Below are 17,540 nucleotides of genomic sequence, written 5' to 3'. Positions count from 1 at the left end.
ACCTAAGACCGCGAGCGGAGCCGGGCGTTGGGAAGCGGCGGTGCCGGGATCGGCCGCTGGTGGTTGCCCTCGACCACACCGAAACGGCCCGCGGTCAGGTCCTGGGAGTCCTCGACCAGCTCGCCGCCACCGCGGGTGATCTGGCCCTGCCACTCCTCGCGGTAGCCGACGACCTCCTCGTGGGTGCGTCCGACGAAGTTCCACCACATGATGATCGACTCGCCGAACGGCGTACCGCCGAGGAGGAGCAGCCGGGTCCACGCCTCACCGGCCTGCAGGATCAGCGTGGTGGCGCCCGGAGGCGCGTAGGCGAGCGAGTCCTTCTCCACGTCGGCCGACGCCGGGCCGGACGCGCCGAGGCCGGTCATCGACACCTCGCCGGTGTCCACGAGTACGCCGTGCTCGAACCGCTCATCGACCGGGATCTCGAGCCGGGTGCCGGGCTCGAGCAGGATCTCGGCGCCGAGGATCTCGGAGTGGGTCCGCACCGGCGAGGTGACGCCGAGGAGTGACCCCATGAAGACCCGCACGGTCGCCCCGTCGCGCTCGATCGGCGTGGGCACGTGGTTCTGAAAGGCCGGCTCGACGTCGCGGAACTCGTCCGGCAGCGCGACCCACAGCTGCGCCCCGTGCAGCACGGTGGTCTCGGGCGTGGAGTTCTCCGAGTGGGAGATCCCGCGCCCGGCGGTCATCAGGTTGACCTCGCCCGGGCGCACCATCGCGACCGTGCCGACCGAGTCGCGGTGCTCGATCTCCCCGGTGAACAGCCAGGAGACCGTCTCCAGCCCGGTGTGCGGGTGGGGCGGCACCTCCATCCCGCCGGAGACGACGACGTCGTCGGGACCGTAGTGGTCCAGGAAGCACCACGCGCCGATCAGCGAGCGCGAGCGGGCGGGCAGGGTGCGGCGTACGTTCATCGCTCGCGGACCACCCAGCGGGACGTCTCGCGGGGTGATGATCTGGATCTCGACGCCTTCGTCCCCGTTTCCACCGACGCACTCGACGGGGGTGGGGTGCGCGTCCAGGTTTGTCATGCCCCAACGCTACTCCGGCCGACGCGCCCCTGAACCAATACGCCGCCTCGCCATGCCGACGTCACATCGAGGTCGCCGAAGGGCTACCTCGATGCCACACGATGTGGCCGTGCTCATCGCTCAGCTCGCGAACTTCGTCGGCCCCACCTCCGGCGGCATGAAGACGGCTCTGGAGGCGCTCGCCCGTGGCTATCTCGAGGCGGGCCACGACCGGCTCCTGGTCGTCCCCGGCCCGTACGACTCGGTCACCTCGACCGACCTCGGCGAGGTGGTGCAGCTGAGAGCGCCACGCGTGGGCGGCGGCTACCGGTTGATCATCGAGCCGTGGCGGGTGACCGACGTGCTGACCCGTTTCAACCCGACGAGCCTCGAGGTCAGCGACAAGTTCACGATGCTGCCGGTCTCCCGGTGGGCCCGGCGCCAGGGCATCGGGACGGTGCTCTTCTCCCACGAGCGGCTCGACGAGTACATGCCCACCTACACCGGCATGGACACCACCTCGAAGGTCTCCACCGCGCTGCTCAACCGGATGCTGGTGCGCTCCTTCGACCAGGTGCTGGTGACCTCCGACTATGCCCGGCACGAGTTCGAGCCGCTGGCCGCGACCGTCGGCTGCCCGATCGCGCAGGTGCCGCTGGGCGTCGACCTCGACTTCTTCCACCCCTCGCTCGGGCACCGCGACGACACCCTGAGGCTCATCCACGTCGGCCGCCTCTCCCGGGAGAAGTCTCCCGACCTCGCCGTCGCCACCGCCGTCGAGCTGCATCGCCGCGGGTTCGACGTACGCATGGACGTCTACGGCGACGGGCCACACCGTGCCGAGATCGAGGCCCTCGCCGCCGGGGCGCCGGTCGTCTTCCACGGGCACGTCTCCGACCGCCGGCGGATCGCCCGGGCGCTGGCCGAAGCCGACGTGGCCCTCTCCGTCTGCCCCCGCGAGACCTTCGGACTGGCCGTCCTGGAAGCCCTCGCCAGCGGTACGCCGGTGGTGACCGCCGACCGCGGCGGCGCCCGTGAGCTCATCGACCCCCGGTGCGGAGCCTGGGCGTCCGCCCATCCGGCGGCGCTGGCCGACGCGGTCATCGACGTCGCCGAGCGGCCGGTGGTGGCGACCCGGCACGCGGCACGCGAGCGGGCCGAGCAGTTCCCCTGGTCGCGCACGATCGAGGACATGCTGGAGCTTCACGAGAGCCTCGCGCAGGAGACCGCGCCGACCTATCTCCTCGCGCGCTCGCGGCAGCGGCAGGCGGCCCGTCGGGCTCGGCGCTACGCGTAAACCCTCGCTGAGCGAGGTCGCCAGAGCGTCGAGGCCGCGTTTTCTTTGTGGGAATAACGTTACTCAGTCGTGGTCGTTATCCGTCCGGGGCCGCTTCTTTGGCCACGTTCAGAACACGAAGACCTAGGTCTCGTCGCCATCCTGGTATTTCATGCCAATGACCATATGAGGGGCATATGAGCGAGTTGACCACCCAGGCTGCGGTGAAGCCGGTGACGCCGGAGCAGACACACTTCGCCGACTCCTTCGGTCCGGTGTGTCGCGCGTACGGAGAAGATCCGCTGACCTCCTACGACTATCGAGACGTCACCTGTGGCGAGTGTCGGCATGCCGCGCCCTACATCAGCGCGCTGCCCGAGCACCTCAAGCCCAGGTCGACCAGGCGGCGCTCGTGGCCGCGGTCGATGCAGGACCGCTAGGACACCCGGATCTCGGTCCGCTCGTGCTGCACCGGCGTCCACCTGCCCGCCGACCGTGACCGGGCGAGCCCGACGATCCCGGTGACCAGCAGCGCACCCGCGCTCACTGCGACCCAGAGCGTGGGTGCCGAGGCGCCGAAGGCGACCACCGCGGCGACGTACGAGACGGTGGGGTTGGTGATCGTCATCGCCGCCATCGCCCAGGGCAGCGGGCCGGCGGCGAGGGCTGCCTGGGTGAGCACGATCCCGAGGCCGCAGGTGCACAGCAGCCCGTAGAACGCCGGCAGCGTGAGCAGTCCGGAGAACCCGTCGGCGGCGGCACGGTCGGCGGTGATCTTCAGCAGCACCGAGGTCGTCGCGAACGAGCAGCCGGCCGCGACCGCCGTGGTCGCCGCCGCGACCGGCGGCGGGAACCGGTGGGCCACCAGCAGGATTACGCAGATCACGACCGCCACGCACCCGGCGAAGAGCGCGACGCGGCCGACGTCGGCGTAGGTGCCGCCGCGATGGTCGTCGGTGACCAGCAGGATCACGCCGCCACAGATCGCGGCTCCGCTGACCCAGTCGGAGACCGTCGGCCAGTGACGGGCCGCGATCGAGGCGAAGACGAGCGCGAAGAGCAGCTGGGTCGGCATCACCGACTGCACGACGGAGACCGATCCCAGGTGGAGCGCGACCGCCTGCACCGCGAAGCCGATCGCGTTGATCACCGCGCCAGCGACCCACAGCGGGTTGCGCACCAGCGCCAGCATCAGCTGCTCGACGCCGGCCATCCCGCCGCTGCGACCGGGCGCGAGCGCGCTGGCGCGCTGCTGGACGGCGGCGGAGAGCGAGAACAGGACGCATGCGCCGATGGCCAGGCTCACGGCCGCAGCATGATCCATGCTTCGACGCTAGACCTCGCGAGGAAAGCCCACCCGCCGCTCACGCGAGCATCGTGCGATCAGCGGATGAACCCTGAGGGTCAGCTCTTCACCTTCGCACCCAGGATCTCGCCGTACTCGACCCCGAGGACCGAGGGGTCACCGTCCTTCGGCACCAGCACCGCGACCATCACCGCTGTTCGGATCGACAGGTTCTTGCCGGCCTGGCTGCGGAACTCGTCGAAGGGCGGGTTCCACTCCCACTCGGTGCCCTGGCCACCGACGATGCTGTCGACGGTGAACTCCAGCATCGCGAACACGCCCTCGGGCGTCTGCACCATCCGGGGTCCGGTCTCATCGAATGGCTCCACGGTCGTCTTGACTGTGTCCACACCCATCTCCGCGACGTACGCGTCCATCTCGCGCCGCGGCGCACGGAGCTTCTTGAGGCCGGCGAGACCATCGACGGTCTTGGGCCTGCCGAGGTACGCATCGATCTTGTCGGCGACATCCTGGACCCGCTTCGCATCCGCGGCGGAGACCGGCGCGGCACCCTCGACCTCGGTGGGGATGTCGCTCGCCTTGACCTTGACCTCGACACGGTGCTTCCAGGGCGAGAGGGCGTCCTGCTGCTCGTAGACCGCCAGCGCGGGCCTCCGGCCGCCGCCGTCGATCTCCACGATGGCCCACATCGGATACTCGCCCCGCTGCACCGACCAAACCCGGCCCGGGTCCAGGTTCAAGGTGCGCGGGCGCTGCTTGTAGCCGGTGGCTTTGGCCGCGACCGTCACGGCCTGGAACATGGCGAGCACAGGACCAGTGGCGGCCCGGTCCCACGCCTCGACCTTCCACTTCCCGCGTCCGTTGGCTCTGATGGCCTCGTTGTTGCGCGCGTTCCAGTCCCGCATCACAACACCGACGTCGTCCTTCCGCAGCGAGACCTTGCTGGCCGCGTCGAGCTCGACGGACGCGGGCATCGAGCACCCGGTCAGCGAGAACGCCACGACGCCGATCCCGGCCACCATGCCCAGGCGGCGGTAGAGCCCGCCGGCCGGCGGGCGGGGCATGGCCGGGCGAGCCGGCGCCGGCCCCGTCGGCCCCGTCAGGACCGGGCGGGCCGGCTGGGTCGGGTAGCTCGACTGGGCGGGGTGGGGCGGCTGGGCGTACGAAGCCGGCGGCCGGGGCGGCTGCCACTGGTCCTGGCGTTCACGTTTCCTGGTCAGCAGCATGACGACCGCGCCGAGCAGCAGCAGGGCACCGAAGCCCGCGACACCCAGCGCGACCAGGAAGATCCCATCGAGCCGATACCCGAAGGCGAGCTTGATCGGCGCACCGTCCCGGCTCGCGGCCAGGAACGAGACCGGCTCCCCGGTCAGCGTCACGTTGAGCTCCTGGGTCCCCGAGCCCGAGACCGACTCGTCCCACCACGGTGCCGCGGACGCATCCGGCACGCTCTCCCCCGAGCCGGCGGCACCGCTGACCCTGGTCAGCGGGGTCTTGGCGATCTCGACGGCCCTGGTGCCCTTGACGACGTCGAGCACATCGACCGGGTTGCCGACACCGACGTACGCCTCCCCCATCGCCTCCACGCGAACCGTGACCGGAAGTCGGTCGAAGGCGAACGCCTCCGGCGTGGAGTACGCCGCGCCCTGCGCGATCGGGGTCTCCTTGCCCATCAGGACGTCATCGGGCCCAGCGGCGATGGCCAGGCCCACCCCGACGAGAAGGAGTGGTGCGCCGAGCAGTCCGAGGAGCACCGACAGGACGACCCTGCCGCCCTTCCTCGGCCGACCGGAATCAGCCATCACAGGCGCGTACGTTGCCGAGCTCATCGATGCCTTCTAGGTGGGGGTCCCGAGAAGTGGACGCGGCAATCTAGCGCGCTCGACGAATTCCAGGAACCCATTAACCCGACCGGGCATGGTATTACCCGGCGGTATGGAACGTTTACGTCCACTTGGTAATTACGAAGCCGTGTCGGACGGAACATCGCACGGTGAGCATCCCTAGCGTCATGAACCGCACGCGGACGTATCGAAGCGAGTGTTATCAGCTCGGCGGCCGCGCTGCGATCGATTCGAATTGACGATGAAAGGTATGAAATGAGCAAGAAGACAGGGCTGCTCCGCCGCGCCGCGGCCATCGCCGCCTTCTCGGGTGTCGCCGTCGCACTGACCACCGGCACCGCCGTCGCCGCTCCGGCGCCGGCCACCGCCAGCATCTCCTCCTCCGACCTCTCGCCCTCCTCGCAGAAGGCGTGGGAGGACTTCATCCTCGGCGGCTCCTACGTCGCCGGCGGTGCTTCCCAGATGGTCAGCGGCGCCTGGGTCGGCGCCCCGGGCCTGATCCTCGCCGGCGCCACCGGCTCCCCGATCACCCCGGAGCAGCTGGCTGCCTGGGAGAACTGGGACGAGGGTGGCCACAAGATCGGTGAGGGTGCCGCCATGATGGTCGCGGGCGCCTACGTCGGTGCCCCCGGCATCATCCTCGACCAGATCGCGGGCGGGGCGACCCCGAGCGACCTGTCGCCGAGCGAGCTCGAGCAGGTCACGTTCCTCATCCCGGAGGACAGCCCGGCACTCGATGGTGTTCCCACCGAGCAGATCCCGAACCCGATGGCTCCCCTCGGATCCTTCTGAGCGGCGACATGACAGCTGCCGACCGCACGTAGCTCCCACCACGATGTGATCGGCGCCGTCCCCAGATGGCCTAGGCGTGCACTCGTGCACGGCCGGGCCATCTGCGCATTTACGCGCGACCAGACAACGATGTTGCAGTTTGACGGAAATTACGTCATTACATTTCATTCGGCACTTAGTTGACACGAAAACCGCCGTGTCGCTTGCACTGATGGCCGTCGATGCTCCTAGCATCTTTTCCCGGATGCGAACGTATCGATGCGTCTTTTATCGGTCCGGGGGTCGCGTCCGTGCGTGATGTTTCAATTCGAATTGATCGATGAAAGGTACGAAATGAACATGAAGACAGGGCTGCTCCGCCGCGTCGCGGCCGTCGCCGCCTTCTCGGGTGTCGCAGTCGCACTGACCACGGGTACCGCCACCGCAGCCGACGGCACCCACCACAACCGCACCGAGGCCGAGTGCATCAAGGAGAACTCCGCCGGCGCCTCGGACCTCTCGCCCTCGAGCCAGAAGGCCTGGGCCGGCTTCATCTGTGGCGCCGGTCAGGCGACCGGCGGCGCGGCCCGCATGGTCTCCGGCGCCTGGGTCGGCGCTCCGGGCCTCATCCTGATGGGCGCCACCGGCGGCGAGCTGAGCCCGGCGCAGAAGAAGGCCTGGGTGAACTGGGACGGTGGCTCGCACCAGGTCGGCAACGGTGCCGCCATGGTCGTCTCCGGCGCCTACGTCGGTGCGCCCGGCATCGTGATGGACAAGATCATGGGCGGCGCGCTGCCGTCCGAGCTGTCCGACAGCGAGATGGAGCAGGTCTCGTTCCTGCTCCCGATGGAGAACCCGGCTCTCGACGGCCTCCCCGTCGACCAGGTCCCGAACCCGCTGGGTCCGCTCGGCACCTTCTGAGAAACATGACCATGGCCGGGTGATCACCCCCTACCGACTGCTCGGCTACGTCACACAGGTGGCCCTGGGCGTGCACACGTGCACAGCCGGGGCCACCTGCACGTTTTCGCCGTGCTCAGGTCCGTTCAGTCGTACGCCAGTGGCTCCTCGATCACGTCCATCACCGCTCTGGCGATCCAGTAGTGCCGGCCGCCGCGGCCCGATCGGCCGGCGGCCTCGATCCACCCGCGCCGCTCGGCGTCCTGGATCAGGTTGCGGGCACCCTGGTTGGTCAGGCCGGTCGCGTCCTGGACGCGCTTGACGGTCAGGTAGGGGTTGGCGAACAGCAGCGTGACCAGCCCGGACAGATTGGCGCGTGAGGTGGCGGCCTCGTCGAGATAGCCCTCCCGGAGCGCGACCAGGCGCTCGGACCTGGTCGTGGCGTCCTCGGCCGAACGCCGCACCGCGGTGAGGAAGAACTGCAGCCACTCCTGCATCTCGCCACGTTCCCGGACGCTCTGCAGCCGCTGGTAGTAGGTCTGGCGGTGAGCCTCGATGTAGCCCGAGAGGTAGAGCAGGGGCGTGGTCATCCGGCCCTCCTCCATCAGCATCAGGTTGATCAGCAGCCGCCCGATGCGCCCGTTGCCGTCCAGGAACGGGTGGATCGTCTCGAACTGATAGTGCATCAGGGCGCACCGCACCAGCGTCGGGCTGAGGTCGGGGACGTTGACGTACGCCTCCCAGTCGGCGATCAGCTCGGGCAGGTCGGGCGGGAGGGGTGGGACGTACGCGGCGGAGGTGGGGTTGTCGGTCGGCGAGCCGACCCAGACCGGGCTCCGCCGGAACTCGCCGGGGTGGCGCTCGTGACCCCGCACGCCGGTGAGCAGGGTCTTGTGGAGCTCGAGGACGAGCCGCTGGCTGAGCGGCCAGCTCTTGATGAGCTCGAAGCCCTGACGGGTCGCGGCAAGGTAGGCCTTGACCTCGGCGACGTCCTCGCTCCTGGTCGCCTGGCCGCTGACCTCGTCCTGGAGGACCTCCTCGAGGGAGGTCTGGGTGCCCTCGATCCGGGAGGAGGCGACCGCCTCCTGGGTCAGGTAGGGCCCGATCAGCAGCTCGGGATCCTGGATCAGCGCGCTCACGCCCTGAAGGCGTCCCAGCGCGGCGTCGGCGTCCGAGAGCGCCTTCACGGTGAGCGGCTGTAACGGCAGGTCACGCGGGATGTGGGCGGGCTTGTAGTACCAGTAGGCCCACTTGTTCCCCGGCTCGCGCGTCGCCCGGCCGAACTGCGGAGCGTCGTACCTCTCCGGATCCATGACCGCTCAAGTTACCACTCCGAGGCCATTTGAGTTGGAAGTTGACGGGAACTTCCAAGTGGGGCTTGGGAGTTCCTTGCCAACTTCCAAGTCGGTCCTACGCTGGGCATCGTGCAGTTCGGCCAGTACCCCTCTCCCCGTCATACGATCGCCCACCTCTCGGACCCCCACCTCTACGCCGGGGACCGGCTGATCTTCGGCAAGGTCGACCCGACGCCGGGGTTCGAGCGTGCGCTGGATCGGCTGCGAGGGATGACGATCCCGCCGCAGGCGATCGTCTTCACCGGCGACCTCGCCGACCTGGGTGAGCGCGACGCCTACGTACGCCTCCGGAAGCAGGTCGAGCCGGTCGCCGCAGACCTCGGCGCCGAGATCATCTGGGTGATGGGCAACCATGACGAGCGCGAGGTCTACTCCGAGGTGCTCTTCGGCGAGGCCTCCGATGCACCGCAGGACCGGGTCTACGACATCGCCGGGCTGCGGATCATCGCTCTGGACACCACCGTGCCCGGCTGGCACCACGGCGACATCACCGAGCCGCAGCTGGAATGGCTGGCCGACGTGCTCGCCGAGCCGGCGCCGCACGGCACCCTGCTCACGATGCATCATCCGCCGGTCCCGCTCCCCCTCAACGAGGCCAGCGTGATCATCGAGCTCGACGGCCAGGACCGGCTCGCTCAGGTGCTGGCGGGGACCGACGTACGCGCTGTTCTCGCAGGTCACCTGCACTACTCGACCTTCACCACCTTCGCCGGGATCCCGGTCTCGGTCGCCTCCGCGAGCTGCTACACCGCGGCGCCGGCGACCCTCGACCGCTACTCCGCCTCCGTCGACGGCCACCAGGCGATCTCGCTGGTCCACCTCTACGACGAGGGCGTCGGCGGCGTCCCGGGCGCCCCGGTCGTCCATACCACCGTGCCGATCGGCGAGGCCCCCGAGGTCGCCGGCTTCCCCTCCTCGGTCCTCGAGAAGCTCGGTCCGATGACCCCGGCCGAGCGCCGCGACCTCTTCTCGCGCAAGGGCAAGGCCGCTCGCGCCCTGCGGCGTCAGCTTCGAGACTGACCAAGGACGGCCCCGATCTCCGACTCGAGGCTGATGTGGGCGTACGTCCGGTCCCGGAACGATGGCTGTGACACGTCGACGACGACAGGAGCAGCCATGTCTCGGACCCTCGTCCGCACGGGCACGGCAGCGATCGCCGCGGTGCTCCTTCCCCTGACGGCCGTGCCGGCCGCGTACGCCCAGCCTGATCCCGATCCTGATCGCGGGCCTGCGGCCTTCGCGCCGGACCCGACCGCGCTGACCCGGGAGGCGACCGCGATCGCCGAGCGGGCGGCCGCCGAACGGAAGGGTCTGCGGGCGCGGTCGGCGACTCCGAACGCCGCCGACCTCGACGATGCCGTCGACGCGTTCATCGCCGATGGTGCCGTGGGCGTGACCGCCCGGGTGGAGACGCCGGGCCTGGAGTGGTCGGGGGCGGGTGGCGTACGCGAGGTCGGGAAGAAGAAGGCGGTCAGGGCCGGCGACCGGTTCCATGTCGCCAGCAACACCAAGACCCTGATCGCGACCCTGGTGATGCAGGAGGTCGAGCGCGGCGGCTGGACCCTGGACACGCCCGCCAACGACCTGCTCCCCGGCACCTTCCCCGAGGGCGTCACGATCAAGCACCTGCTCAACCACACCTCCGGTGCCCCACGCGGACCTGAGGAGATCCTCTTCGACCGCGTGGAGGACCCGACCTCGTGGAACCAGCTGACCGACGCCCTCGGCCAGTACTACTCCGAGGCCGAGCACCTCGCCTTCATGCGCGGCGCCGGCTGGCTCTTCGAGCCCGGCACCGACTTCTCCTACTCCAACTACGGCTACGTCGCGCTCGGGGTCATGCTCGAGAAGGAGACCGGGGAGCGGATCGAGGATCTCGTACGCGACCGGGTGCTCGAACCCGCTGGCATGCGTCAGAGCGACTACCCGACCGATGCCCGCAACCGCGGCCCGTTCGTCGAGGACGCCGGCCACTACGAGGGCCGCTGGCGGCCGATGACCGACCTGCACCCGAGCATCTTCCACGCCGCCGGGGCCGCGACGAGCACCACCGAGGACCTCGCCGACCTCAACGAGTCGCTCCTCACCGGAAAGCTGGTCAGCCCGGCATCGGTCGAGAAGATGCTGCCTCCGATCGCGGGCAGCGCCGACCCGGAGTACGGGTTCGGGATCTACCGGGTCGCCGACCCGTGCAATCCCGGCGAGTACCTCTATGGCCATGACGGCGCCCACATGGGTGCGCAGTCGATCAGCTGGGGCTCACCGGACGGCACCCGCCAGATCACGCTCGGCTGGACCGGCCGCAACTGGGACAGCACCGACCCGATCTACGACCTCGGCCTGCTCCTCGAGCCGATGCTGCTCGCGACCTGCTGAGCTGCCGGGCGCCGGTGTCGACACCGAGCTTGGTGAAGTTTCGATGGACGGTGGCCCGCCAAGGACGTTAGCGCTAACATTCCCCGCCATGCCGGCCGTACGCCATCTGCTCCTGCGGGCGTTCGCCGTCGCGACACTCGCCTCGGTCGCCGTACCGCTCGCCGATGCCCCTGCCGGGGCGGCGACGAACATCACCGACAGAGTTCGGGCGAACGAGAACATCGAGCTGGCGGGCGATGCGACCATCACGCTCGGCGAGGGCGAGGAGATCGTCTACGGCGGCGTCATCTCCGGTGTCGGCACGCTGACGATCACCGGGCGCGGCAAGCTCACGGTCACGGCGGACAGCGACTTCCAGATCCCGGAGAGCCGCCGGCGGCAGCGGCTAGAGATCCTGGGCGAGCAGAACCACCCGTACGCCACGGTGCGCGATCCCGATCCACCGGCCGTCACGGTCGAACAGGGCGCGACGCTCCAGTACGGCGACGGAACCGGCGGCACGATCGGCCGGATCGGCCACTACCCGTACGACTATCCGAACTTCGCCTGGAACGCCCTCAACCACCGCGTCGACGGCACGCTGATCGTCGCGGTCGCCGGGCCGTCGTACCACCCGGGCATCCTCTCCGGCGGCGGCGTCCTGAAGCAGCCCCGTTTCATCTGGGACGGTGTCGAGCTGGCCGGGGACCACCCGTTCTCGGGCACCATCGTCGACGGCACCTTTGCCAAGGCCAGCAGCCGGGAGCAGTACCGCACGTCCCTCCCGAACGCGAAGTTCGTCAACTACGGCACGTTCCAGGTGGACACGCCGCACGACTACGACACCGTCCTCGGGTTCGACGTCTGGTCCCGCGAGTGGGGGAACGACATCAACTTCTACGGCGCCCCGGACGGCAGCCGGGTGATCATGTCCGGCGTCTACTCGTGGAGCGACCAGGGCACCGAGACGGACCCGCGGCTCTCCGACCCGGGCTTGAACTGGCGGCCGGTGCCGAAGAACATCAACAAGCGCGGCGTGAACATCCAGGGCGCGATCGTCCAGTGGGGCGACGGCACGCACAACCGGTTCTTCCTGCCCGGAACACGCGACACCATCTACATCAACCTGTACTCGCGGCGGGCCCGCGGCCACCTCATCTTCGACTACAACGGGCCCGTCACGCTCGGTGCGCCGATCTCGGGCGGCGTCTTCCACGACACCATGGCCGCCGTCGCGGTCGGGGACGTCACCGTCGCCGGCACGCCGGGCAACGACGTCACCTTCGCCGACCAGCAGAACTACGACGGCACCACCACGATCGAGCGCAAGGCGAAGCTGCGGCTGGGGACCGGCAAGCCGGGCCAGGACTCCTGGCTGATCACCGGGACCGCAGGCTCGCGGATCGTCGACAACGGCAAGCTCGTCGTCCACAACGCGAAGCGGGCCGTCGAGCTCTCCAAGATCTCCGGGACGGGCTCCTTCCAGCAGGCCGGCCCGGCGCCGGTGAGGTTCACGGGCGATGTCACCTACACCGGTCGCACCACGGTGTCGGGAGGGAAGCTCGTCCTCGCAGGCGGGAGCCTGGCCAGCTCGTCCGGCGTACGCCTCACCAAACCGCGGGCGACCCTCGACATCGGCAGGGCTGGCGACCAGACCGTCAAGAACCTCAGTGGTGTCGCGGGCAGCGCCGTACGGCTCGGCGACTCCACCCTGACCGTCAAGAGCACCAAGGACACGACGTTCGGCGGCGCTGCCCAGGGAGCCGGCGGCCTGGTGAAGGCCGGTACGGCACGGCTGACGTACTCGGGCACCAGCAACGCTCGCGGCCCCTGGGAGGTCGCCGCCGGGACGCTGGTACTGAAGCATGCGAAGCTCGCTGGGGACCTGGTCGTCGACACGGCGCTCGGCGTCAGCGGCCGAGTCGCGGTGGGCGGCGACGTGACGCTGCGTCAGACGTCCACCCTTCAAGCGGGTACGGACAGCCACCTGGAGGTCGCCGGCGACGTCACCTTGACGGGCGCCAAGCTCTCCGTCGGCCACGAGCCCGGCGCCGCGCTGCCGCAGGAGATTCCGATCATCACCTCCCGGGGGAAGATCACCGGGACTTTCGCGGGCCTCGACCAGAGCGATCGGGTCGACGTTGGAGGCACCGCGTACGAGATCACCTACACCGACCGCCGCGTCCTGCTCTCCACTGCAGAGCCCACTGCAGCCGCCGCGGAGAACGGCACCGTCGAGCGCCCGTCCGCCCCATGGATGGTCTACCTCGCGATCGGACTCGCCACGGCCGCGCTGGCTGTCGTCGCTTACGTCGTCGCACGACGACGCCGCCGAACCCCTCCGCCGGACGTCGCAGATCGTTCGTGACGCCAGGGCTGACGTCAGGGTCGCAGGATGCGGCGCTCGATGGCCGTGGCCACGGCGCCGGCGCGGGTGTCGACGCCGAGCTTGGTGTAGATGTGGGAGAGGTGCGACTTGACCGTCGCCTCGCTGACCAGGAGCTCGCGGGCCATCTCCTTGTTGCCCAGCCCCCGGGCGAGCAGCCGCAGGATCTCGACCTCGCGCGGGCTCACCTTCGGCGCCGGCGAGGCGGCCCGCTGCAGCAGCCGGGTCGCGACCGAGGGCGCCAGCACGGTCTCGCCTCGTGCGGTGCCGCGGATGGCGCGGAACAGCTCGTCGGGCGGCGCGTCCTTCAACAGGTAGCCCGCCGCACCGGCGTCGACCGCCTCGAGGACGTCGGCCTCGGTGTCGTAGGTCGTCAGCACCAGCACGTGCGGCGGCTCCGGCAGGTCGCGGACCAGCCGGGTGGTCTCCGCGCCGCCCGGCCCGTCGCCGAGGCTGAGGTCCATCAGCACCACGTCCGGCTTGGTCTGGCCGACCACAGCGACGGCCTGTGCCGAGTCGGCGGCCTCGCCGACCACGTCCAGGTCCTCCTGGGCGTCCACCAGGGCGCGTACGCCTGCCCGGACGACCGGATGGTCGTCCACCAGCACCACCCGGATGCGTTGCTCAGCCACGACGTTCCTCCCCCTGAGATGCTGCCTGTCCGGCCGCGAACGAGGCCGCGACCACCGTGCCCTCGCCCGGGGCGCTCTCGATGACCAAGTCTCCACCCAGCAGGCGGGCGCGAGCCCGCATTCCGGCCAGGCCGTGTCCGCGCAGCCCGTCCGTCTCCCGGAGCGCGGCCGGGTCAAACCCGGCTCCGTCGTCGCGTACGTCCAGGGCGACCCCGCCCTCGTGGAAGGTGAGGGAGACGACCGCCGTGGTCGCGCCGGCGTGCTCGGCGACGTTGGCGAGCGCACCCCGCAGGGTGCGTACGACGGCCGTCGCCACTCGCCCGCCGACCTCGTGCGGGTCGCCGTGCACGTGGACCGGGACGCTGAGCCCGGTGGTGGCGGCGACGTCGTCGGCGACCTGGCGTACGGCGGTGGCCAGCGCCGATCCGCCGGTCAGCTCGGTGGGGGCGAGGTCGCGGACGACCCGTCGCGCCTCGTCGAGCGAGGAGCGGGCCATCGTGGCCGCCTGGTCGACATGGCCGCGGGCGTCGGCCGGGCGCGACTCCCACTCCTGGTCGGCCGCCTGGAGCAGCAGGTTGATGCTGGTCAGGCCCTGGGCGACGCTGTCGTGGATCTCCCGGCTCAGCCGCGCGCGCTCGGCCACGACACCGGCACGACGCTCGGCGTCGGCGACCTCGTCCTGGGCCGCCTCCAGCTCGTTGAGGAGTTGGCGACGGGTCGCCGCGTCGCGCTCGAGGGCGCGGTAGGCGGTCACCGCGAGCACGGCGACACAGACCGGGCCGAGAAGGACCGTCGGGTCGGCCAGGCCGGTCATCCGGCTCCACGCGACCGCGACGACCGCGACGAGGAACACCGTGACGGCCACGGCCCAGCGGAACGGCAGCACCCGCAGCGCCAGGAAGACCAGCGGCACCGCCGCCCACGAGAACGACGGCGCGATCAGCGCCAGCACCGTCCAGCAGGCGACCACCGCGGCCACCCAGACGACCGCGGCGGTGCCGGCGAGGCGGCGGCCCGCGGCGTACGCGATCAGGAGTACGGCGGCGCCGGGCAGGACCACCTCGGCCTGGTCGCCGAGGCCGTGGCCCTGCAGATAGCGGGCGACCGAGGCGATGACGAGCACCACCAGCGAGATGTGGAGCCAGCGGTCGAGGAGCGTCTGGCCGGCCAGGATCCCACCGGTGCGCGGGCTGGGCCCCGAGGTTGGCACGGTTTCGGTCGACATGGTCGTTCCAGGCTAGGCCGGTCGCGCGGCTGCGGCATCATCCGATCGGCTATCCGGGGTGTCGCCGAACGGCTATCCAGACGTCGCCGGTCACCCGATGTCTCGACCCCTCCCCGACGGCGATGGTTGATGCATCAGCTCGACCAACAGCACCGAACACCGGAGGAGCACCACCATGCGTACGTCCCGAATCGCCGCCCTCGCCGGCCTGGGCGGCATCGCCGCCTCGGCCACCCTGTCCTTCACCGCCCTCGGCATGGGCACCGCGGCCAACGCCGCCGAGGACAACGGCCGCCCGGCGAGCTACCTGCTCGAGGGCGACCCGTCCGCGCAGGGCGGCTCGAAGTTCGAGGGCATCGGCGTGGACCAGGAGTCCGGGAGGTTCTACGTCAGCGAGGTCACCGGCGGTGAGATCCAGCGCGGCTCGGCCGACCGTGCCCAGGCCGAGGAGTGGCTGGCCGGTGACGGCACCGACGGCCGCTACACCGCTCGCGGCATCACCGTCGACGACGAGGGCCGCATCTACATCGCCGGTGGCCCGAACGGCACCGGCAACGACCGCCCCGACCTGTGGGTCTACAGCCCCGAGGGCGAGCTGCTCGCCGCCCTCCGCGTCCCCGACAACAATGCGTTCCTCAACGATGTCGCGATCGGGCCGGATGGCGCTGCGTACTTCACCAACTCCAACGACCCGACGATCATCCGCGTCGCCGAGGGCGCCTCCGGCTGGCAGGCGACCGAGTGGGCCGACGGCAGCGACCTGATCACCCGGCAGGAGGGCTTCAACCTCGGCGGCATCGTGCTCAGCCAGGACCGCTCCGCGTTCGTGGTCGCCCAGGGCACCACCGGGCAGCTGTGGCGCTTCTCCGTCCCGACCGGCGAGGTCAGCGAGATCGACACCGACGGCGCGAACCTGCGCAACGCCGACGGCCTGATCGCGCAGGGCCGCGACCTCGCCGTGGTCCGCAACTTCGACAAGCAGCTCGTGCACCTCGAGCTGAACCCGTCGGCGACCTCCGCCGAGCTCGTCTCGTCGCGCGCCACCGACCCGGACCGCGTCTTCACTACCGGCAAGCTGCTCGACGGCAGGCTGCTGCTGGTCGACAGCCACTTCGACGAGCAGACCGCGCAGGGGCCGTACGAGATCGTCACCGCCAGGATGCCGCGATGACCGGTCCGCGCCTGCGGCGGTCGGCGGCAGCCTCCGTCACGGCGTCCGCGGTGCTGGCCATGCTTCTGGCAGGCTGCGCCTCGGCGCCGGAGGAGGCCGCCGAGCCGGCCTCCCCCGCCCCGTCCGCGTCCGCCGCGACCTCCGCGCCGGCGCGCAAGACCCTGGAGCCCGAGGAGCGAAAGCGCATGAACGAGGAGCTGATCAAGGCCGCCTGGGACAACGACGTGGCCCGTGCCCGTCAGCTGGTCCAGGCCGGGGCCGACGTCAACTACGAGGACGAGACCCAGCAGAGCGCCTACCTCATCGCCGCGAGCGAGGGCTACGTGGACCTGCTCGACCTGACCCTCCGCAACGGCGCCGAGATCAACGCCAAGGACTCCTACAACGGGACCGCGCTCATCCGGGCCGCCGAGCGCGGCCACGCCGACATCGTGGGGCGTCTGGTGCAGGCCGGGATCGACCTCGACCACGTCAACAACCTGGGCTGGACCGCGCTGCACGAGGCGGTCGTTCTTGGTGACGACGGCCCGGACGCGGCCGACACCGTACGGGTGCTCGTCGCGGCCGGCGTGGACATCTCGATCGAGGCGGGCCGGGACGGGAAGACCGCCCTGGAGCACGCCGAGGAGCGTGGATTCGACGCGATCGTGTCGACGCTGCGTACTGCTTCTGCCGAGGTCGCCGACGGTGACCAGCAGCTCCTGCGGGCGGCGGCTTCGGGTGACACCGACTCGGCCGCGGCGGCACTCCGTGGCGGCGCCGATCTGGAGACCAGGGACGGCAACCGGCGTACGCCTCTCCTGCTCGCGGTCACCGACGACCACCTCGAGACGGCCCGTCTGCTCGTATACCTGGGTGCCGACGCGGACGCCCTCGACGGCCAGCACGACACCCCCTGGCTGGTCACCGGCGTCACCGGGAGCGTCCCGATGGCCGAGCTGCTGCTCAGCGTCGATCCGGACCTGACCGTACGCAACCGCTACGGCGGTCTCTCGATCATCCCTGCCAGCGAGCGCGGCCACGCGGACTACGTCGAACACGTCGCGAAGACCGCGATCGACCTCGACCACGTCAACGACCTCGGCTGGACCGCCCTCCTCGAGGCCGTGATCCTCGGCGAGGGGTCCGACCGCTGGCAGCGGGTCGTCCGCAGCCTGCTCGAGAACGGCGCCGACCCGAGCATCGCCGACCGCGACGGCGTGACCCCGCTCGAGCATGCCCGAAACCGCGGCTTCACCGAGATCGCGCACATCATTGAACGGCACAGCATCGAGCAGCGCCGCGGCTGATCAGCCGCCGGCTCAGA

15 protein-coding genes are annotated in these 17,540 nt (G+C 70.3%); 9 read left to right on the top strand and 6 right to left on the bottom strand.

The annotated features are described in order from the left end of the window. Positions 1-2 precede the first annotated feature (2 nt). Positions 3-1,034: a pirin family protein gene (locus tag ACIO3S_RS03910; protein ID WP_400459673.1), complete on the bottom strand. Its 1,032-nt coding sequence runs from the start codon at positions 1,032-1,034 to the stop codon at positions 3-5. A 91-nt stretch (positions 1,035-1,125) separates the two neighbouring features. Here ACIO3S_RS03910 and ACIO3S_RS03905 point away from each other — a divergent pair, with 91 nt between their 5' ends. Together ACIO3S_RS03905 and ACIO3S_RS03900 are read left to right on the top strand one after the other, a co-directional pair. Then, on the top strand, positions 1,126-2,310 hold the full coding sequence (locus ACIO3S_RS03905; protein ID WP_400459670.1) for a glycosyltransferase: 1,185 nt from the start codon (positions 1,126-1,128) through the stop codon (positions 2,308-2,310). 176 nt (positions 2,311-2,486) lie between these two features. Then, a complete protein-coding gene (locus ACIO3S_RS03900; RefSeq protein WP_160025614.1) occupies positions 2,487-2,729 on the top strand; it encodes a hypothetical protein in 243 nt (80 codons plus the stop codon). Here the strand turns inward: ACIO3S_RS03900 and ACIO3S_RS03895 are convergent. Then, entirely contained in the window at positions 2,726-3,613 is an 888-nt protein-coding gene (locus ACIO3S_RS03895; protein WP_400459667.1) for a DMT family transporter, read from the bottom strand. The two genes, ACIO3S_RS03900 and ACIO3S_RS03895, sit on opposite strands and share 4 nt — an antisense overlap. 80 nt (positions 3,614-3,693) lie before the next feature. Next, positions 3,694-5,397, bottom strand: coding sequence for a hypothetical protein (locus tag ACIO3S_RS03890; RefSeq protein WP_400459664.1), 1,704 nt, complete (start codon positions 5,395-5,397; stop codon positions 3,694-3,696). 297 nt (positions 5,398-5,694) lie between these two features. Between ACIO3S_RS03890 and ACIO3S_RS03885 the strand changes: the two genes are divergently transcribed. Continuing rightward, positions 5,695-6,231, top strand: a complete 537-nt coding sequence (locus ACIO3S_RS03885) for a type III effector (RefSeq protein ID WP_400459661.1) — start codon at positions 5,695-5,697, stop codon at positions 6,229-6,231. Positions 6,232-6,564: 333 nt separating this feature from the next. Further along, on the top strand, positions 6,565-7,131 hold the full coding sequence (locus ACIO3S_RS03880) for a type III effector (RefSeq protein WP_400459659.1): 567 nt from the start codon (positions 6,565-6,567) through the stop codon (positions 7,129-7,131). Between the two features lie 125 nt (positions 7,132-7,256). Here ACIO3S_RS03880 and ACIO3S_RS03875 read toward each other — a convergent pair whose 3' ends face one another. Then, a complete protein-coding gene (locus ACIO3S_RS03875) occupies positions 7,257-8,423 on the bottom strand; it encodes a Fic family protein (protein WP_400459656.1) in 1,167 nt (388 codons plus the stop codon). Positions 8,424-8,534: 111 nt separating this feature from the next. Here ACIO3S_RS03875 and ACIO3S_RS03870 point away from each other — a divergent pair, with 111 nt between their 5' ends. The 3 genes from ACIO3S_RS03870 to ACIO3S_RS03860 all read left to right on the top strand — a co-directional run bounded on the left by ACIO3S_RS03870 (position 8,535) and on the right by ACIO3S_RS03860 (position 13,188). Then, on the top strand, positions 8,535-9,485 hold the full coding sequence (locus ACIO3S_RS03870; RefSeq protein WP_400459653.1) for a metallophosphoesterase: 951 nt from the start codon (positions 8,535-8,537) through the stop codon (positions 9,483-9,485). Between the two features lie 96 nt (positions 9,486-9,581). Further along, entirely contained in the window at positions 9,582-10,841 is a 1,260-nt protein-coding gene (locus ACIO3S_RS03865) for a serine hydrolase domain-containing protein (protein ID WP_400459650.1), read from the top strand. An 88-nt stretch (positions 10,842-10,929) separates the two neighbouring features. Beyond that, positions 10,930-13,188, top strand: coding sequence for a hypothetical protein (locus ACIO3S_RS03860; RefSeq protein ID WP_400459647.1), 2,259 nt, complete (start codon positions 10,930-10,932; stop codon positions 13,186-13,188). A 14-nt stretch (positions 13,189-13,202) separates the two neighbouring features. Here ACIO3S_RS03860 and ACIO3S_RS03855 read toward each other — a convergent pair whose 3' ends face one another. Both ACIO3S_RS03855 and ACIO3S_RS03850 read right to left on the bottom strand, forming a co-directional pair. Next, positions 13,203-13,838 carry a response regulator gene (locus tag ACIO3S_RS03855; RefSeq protein ID WP_400459644.1) on the bottom strand — a complete coding sequence of 212 codons (636 nt, stop codon included), beginning with the start codon at positions 13,836-13,838 and terminating at the stop codon, positions 13,203-13,205. After that, a complete protein-coding gene (locus tag ACIO3S_RS03850; protein ID WP_400459641.1) occupies positions 13,831-15,063 on the bottom strand; it encodes a sensor histidine kinase in 1,233 nt (410 codons plus the stop codon). Before ACIO3S_RS03850 ends, ACIO3S_RS03855 begins: the two co-directional genes overlap by 8 nt. A 175-nt stretch (positions 15,064-15,238) precedes the next feature. On the opposite strand from ACIO3S_RS03850, the gene ACIO3S_RS03845 reads away from it, so the two are divergent. Next, on the top strand, positions 15,239-16,234 hold the full coding sequence (locus ACIO3S_RS03845) for an SMP-30/gluconolactonase/LRE family protein (RefSeq protein ID WP_400459638.1): 996 nt from the start codon (positions 15,239-15,241) through the stop codon (positions 16,232-16,234). Next, positions 16,231-17,523 carry an ankyrin repeat domain-containing protein gene (locus ACIO3S_RS03840; protein WP_400459635.1) on the top strand — a complete coding sequence of 431 codons (1,293 nt, stop codon included), beginning with the start codon at positions 16,231-16,233 and terminating at the stop codon, positions 17,521-17,523. Before ACIO3S_RS03845 ends, ACIO3S_RS03840 begins: the two co-directional genes overlap by 4 nt. The last annotated feature ends 17 nt before the right edge of the window (positions 17,524-17,540 follow it).

The organism is Nocardioides sp. NPDC087217, assembly GCF_044744805.1.
GTDB lineage: Bacteria > Actinomycetota > Actinomycetes > Propionibacteriales > Nocardioidaceae > Nocardioides.
Note: the sequence above shows the minus strand (reverse complement) of the source record. Positions and strands in the feature narration are given on the sequence as shown.